This window comes from Dietzia sp. DQ12-76, from assembly GCF_014145045.1.
Classification (GTDB): Bacteria; Actinomycetota; Actinomycetes; order Mycobacteriales; family Mycobacteriaceae; genus Dietzia.
The window spans coordinates 1-2,489 of the sequence record NZ_JAALDV010000420.1 but is presented as its reverse complement, the minus strand read 5'-3'; the positions used below and the strand labels follow the sequence as shown (position 1 = coordinate 2,489).

The 2,489-nt window shown below is 70.8% G+C and carries 4 protein-coding genes; 1 reads left to right on the top strand and 3 read right to left on the bottom strand.

Annotated features, from left to right (window positions below; translation table 11 throughout):
* The first annotated feature begins 244 nt into the window (after positions 1-244).
* A complete protein-coding gene (gene mscL / locus G6019_RS13790; protein ID WP_107756968.1) occupies positions 245-673 on the top strand; it encodes a large conductance mechanosensitive channel protein MscL in 429 nt (142 codons plus the stop codon).
* Positions 674-690: 17 nt separating this feature from the next.
* Here the strand turns inward: mscL and G6019_RS13785 are convergent, their stop codons facing one another.
* From G6019_RS13785 to G6019_RS13775, 3 genes are all read right to left on the bottom strand, one after another.
* Complete coding sequence (locus G6019_RS13785) at positions 691-870, bottom strand: hypothetical protein (protein WP_107756969.1); 180 nt, start codon at positions 868-870, stop codon at positions 691-693.
* Positions 867-1,442, bottom strand: coding sequence for a MogA/MoaB family molybdenum cofactor biosynthesis protein (locus tag G6019_RS13780; RefSeq protein WP_107756970.1), 576 nt, complete (start codon positions 1,440-1,442; stop codon positions 867-869). Before G6019_RS13780 ends, G6019_RS13785 begins: the two co-directional genes overlap by 4 nt.
* Positions 1,439-2,489, bottom strand: a 1,051-nt coding sequence (locus G6019_RS13775) for a S1C family serine protease (RefSeq protein ID WP_194305753.1), incomplete at its 5' end; no start/stop codon positions are given. The genes G6019_RS13775 and G6019_RS13780, both read right to left, overlap by 4 nt.

The window sequence follows — 2,489 nt, the reverse complement described above, 5'->3', positions numbered from 1 at the left end:
ATCGCGCGCGCCGCCCGCGTCGCCGACACCCCGGCCGGCCGGGGCGGGAGCCGGTCGATCCTCGTCGAGGTACCTGAATCCGACGCCGCCCGGGTGGCCTCGCACGCCGCCGGGACACCGCTGGCGATCCTGGTGCACGGGTGACCGCGGCAGGGATCGTGCTGGTAACGTCCCTGCGGTTCAGATCGGCGCGAACGTACGCACACGTGGTGGACCACGCCGCGTCTCCAGGGAGGGGTGCAGGATGCTCAAGGGCTTCAAAGACTTCATCATGCAGGGCAACGTGATCGACCTGGCGGTCGCCGTGGTCATCGGCACGGCGTTCGCGTCGATCGTCGACGCCTTCACCAGCGCGATCATCAACCCGCTGATCGCACTGTTGGGTGGCAACAGCGAGATCGGGTTCGCCGTCCAACTACTGGACAACAACCCCGAGACGCGGATGGACTTCGGGTTGCTGCTCACCGCGATCATCAACTTCCTGCTGATCGCCGCGGTCATCTACTTCGTCCTGGTGGGGCCGATGAACAAGCTGAAGGAGGCCGCCGCCAAGCGCAAGGGTGTGGATGCCCCCGCCTCGGACAACGACCTCCTGGTGGAGATCCGCGACCTGCTCGCAGGGCGTCCGCTCAGCCATCCGTCGGACCCGCGGAACCCGTCCGGCGAGTCCTGACCCCGCACCCGGGCAACTCACCCGTGGTGGGGAGGGCGTTGCTCCCTCCACCAGTCGTCGCCGAGCCGGCCGTCCTCGTCGCGGACCTCGTCGGATGTGGTCCGAGGCAGGACCTCGCCGAACACCTCGTCGATCCGGGCGCTGTCTGTCCCGGCGCCGTCCTGCGGCCCGCCGTCCTCGACCCGCCGGTCGGTCACCACTCGTCGATCGCGGACAGCTGAGCCACCACGTACGAGACCAGCGGGCACAGCGTCGCCATCCCGTCACGGATCGCGGCGCGGCTCGGCGCGAGGTTGGCGACCACCGTGCTCCCGGACACCCCGACCAGACCGCGGGAGACGATCGAGTCGACGGCCCCGGCCGTGAGGCCTGACGACCGGACGGCCTCGGCGATGCCGGGCAGTCGCTGGTCGAGGATCTCCTCCGTCACCTCGGGGGTGATGTCCCGCGGTCCGACTCCGGTGCCGCCGACGGTCACCACGAAGTCGAAGCCGCCCACCACAGCGGTCTCGAGTGCCTTGCGGACCTCGGCCTCGTCGGCGGCCACTCCCACGACGCCGCCCACCAGGAACCCCTCCTCCTCGAGCAACTCGGTGACCAGCGGGCCGATCGTGTCCTCCCGGCCGTCCAACCGGTCGGTGACCACCACGACCATCGCGCGACCGGCGATAGGGGTGTCCGCCGGCTCGGTGGCCGTGGGGTCGAAGTCCACGTCAGTCTGGAGCCTGCGCCCACCGGGTAGAGACCTCGGGTCGAATCTCGTGCTCATCTCGCCTCTCCCAGTACCACGTCGACAGTCCTCGGCTGATCGCCCACACGAGAAGCATAGGTGACGGAGACCGTCTCCCCGGGGGCCCTCGAGCGGATGGCGGCGACCAACGCGTCGCCGCTCTCGATCACCCGGTCTCCGACCCCGGTGATCACCGCCCCCTCCTCGATGCCCGCCTGCTCGGCGGGCCCCCCCGCCTCGGTGGTGCGCACCAGCGCGCCGCTGATGTCCCGCTGGTCGCTCACCGTGACCCCGAGAACCGCACGGGTGGCGAAACCCTGCTTGATCAGCTGATCCGCGATCCGCCGGGCCTGGTCGACCGGGATGGCGAAGCCCAGGCCGATGGATCCCGCGTTCCCGGATCCCAGCGATGCGATGGCCGAGTTGATGCCCACCAGTTCGCCGTTCATGTTGACCAGCGCGCCACCGGAGTTGCCGGGGTTGACCGCGGCGTCGGTCTGGATGGCGTCGATCACCGTGCTCTGGTCGGACTGCGCACCGCCGGCGCGCACCGGCCTGTCGAGCGCGGAGACGATGCCGGTGGTCACGGTGCCGGACAGACCGAGCGGAGAGCCCACCGCGGCGACGGCCTGGCCCTCGTCGAGGGTCGCGGAGGACCCGAGTGCGATCGGGGTGAGCGACCGGTCGGTCTCCGCCCTGATCACGGCGATGTCCGTCGCCGGATCGGTACCGACGATCGTCGCCGGGGCCCTCGACCCGTCGTGGAAGCGCACCTCGATCTGGCCGCCGGCGGCACCCAACGCGATGACGTGGTTGTTGGTGATGATCAGACCGTCCGGGGTGAGGATCACGCCGGATCCCTCACCCCGCCCGGCCTGTCCGCGGACATCGATCGAGACCACGCTCGGCAGCACCGTGTCGGCAACGGACTCGACGGTGCCGTCCGGGGCCTGTCCCTCGGGCTGCGTGGCGGAGATCGGGGAGGCGAGCCTGGCGCCGTCGCCCCCGCCGGCCACCGTCGCGCCTATCCACCCGCCCAGGCCACCCGAGACCAGCATCGCCGCCACCAGGCCGGCGACCAGCAGG